Consider the following 1119-nt stretch of genomic DNA (forward strand, 5'->3'; position numbering starts at 1 on the left):
CACAACCAACATCACCCAATGATCCATCTTCTAGTTCGGCAAAGACTGAATCAGCTACTCTATCCCACTCCAAGCTAAATATAGACTCCACTTCATCGCGAATAGCACAATCCAGCTTCGATAAAAAACTTAGTAACTCACCTCCACTTAATGGCACTAGATTACGATCAGAGGAACTTGACAATACTCTAATACCAGCAAGAGAGCGTATAAAATCAGGACGGTACTTGGAATGATAGAGACAAAGACACCTGGCCATAAAACTAAGTGAATGCAGTTCCCCATAAGTTCTGCACCAAACAGCCCGCCCAACAGCAGAAAGTTCACTACTCACAGTACTTAAGAGATGGCCCAGTACATTCGAGTAGCATCTTTTGACAGATCCACGAAGAACAAAAAAGATACCATAAATTAGTTTAGCACTATCAGGATGTAACCTAACACCCAGCAAATCAACACATTGAACAGACAATGAAGCACCAGAGGAAGAGATCGAAACCGAAGAAGAAGTTGGAGTACTCGGCTCAGTAGAAACAGGCGTCACACCAAGAGCAGTGGTACAAACAGTACCTGCCTCAGCATGAGTAGGAACAGGAACACTATCGCTACCCTTATGTCTTTTTGCTGCAATCGGAGCAGAAGAAGACTCACCCATAGAATCTCCAACAGAAAAAGACAACAGAGTCAATTCATGGGGTACGCCAGAAGTCTCTCCTGATGGCAACGAAGAACCCACTTGTGAACTAGATTGAGATGGTAATGATTGAGAACTTGGAGGAGAAGAATGCGTAAGGTCTACGACACTAGTTACTGATGCTACTCTCTTACCTTTACTACCTCTTTCCTTTGTAGAGGACTCTACCCTTGTAGATGATGACACTAATGCGGGAATACCAGCAACATCAAGGACTTTAACAAAATTTCTACAACTAATAGAACTCAATGACTCCTCTTCCAGAGAAACAGAAACTTCACTCCAACAAGAGTTAAAAATAGATTCCATCTCTCTACGTATAGCACGGTCCAACTCCAACAAAAAATTTAGCAAATTACCTTTGTCATCCGATAATACTTGAATTTTAGAAAGAGAACGTATGAAATCAGAGCGGTGCTCAGCAT

Annotated in this window: 1 protein-coding gene; it reads right to left on the bottom strand. The window is 41.9% G+C overall.

What is annotated here, in order from left to right; translation table 11 throughout:
- The coding region (locus tag A6733_RS08730) for a hypothetical protein (protein ID WP_176696745.1) at positions 1-1119 on the bottom strand (1119 nt) is incomplete at both ends.

It is taken from the genome of Candidatus Ichthyocystis sparus, assembly GCF_900078745.1.
In the GTDB taxonomy this organism is placed as follows: Bacteria; Pseudomonadota; Gammaproteobacteria; order Burkholderiales; family 2013Ark19i; genus Ichthyocystis; species Ichthyocystis sparus.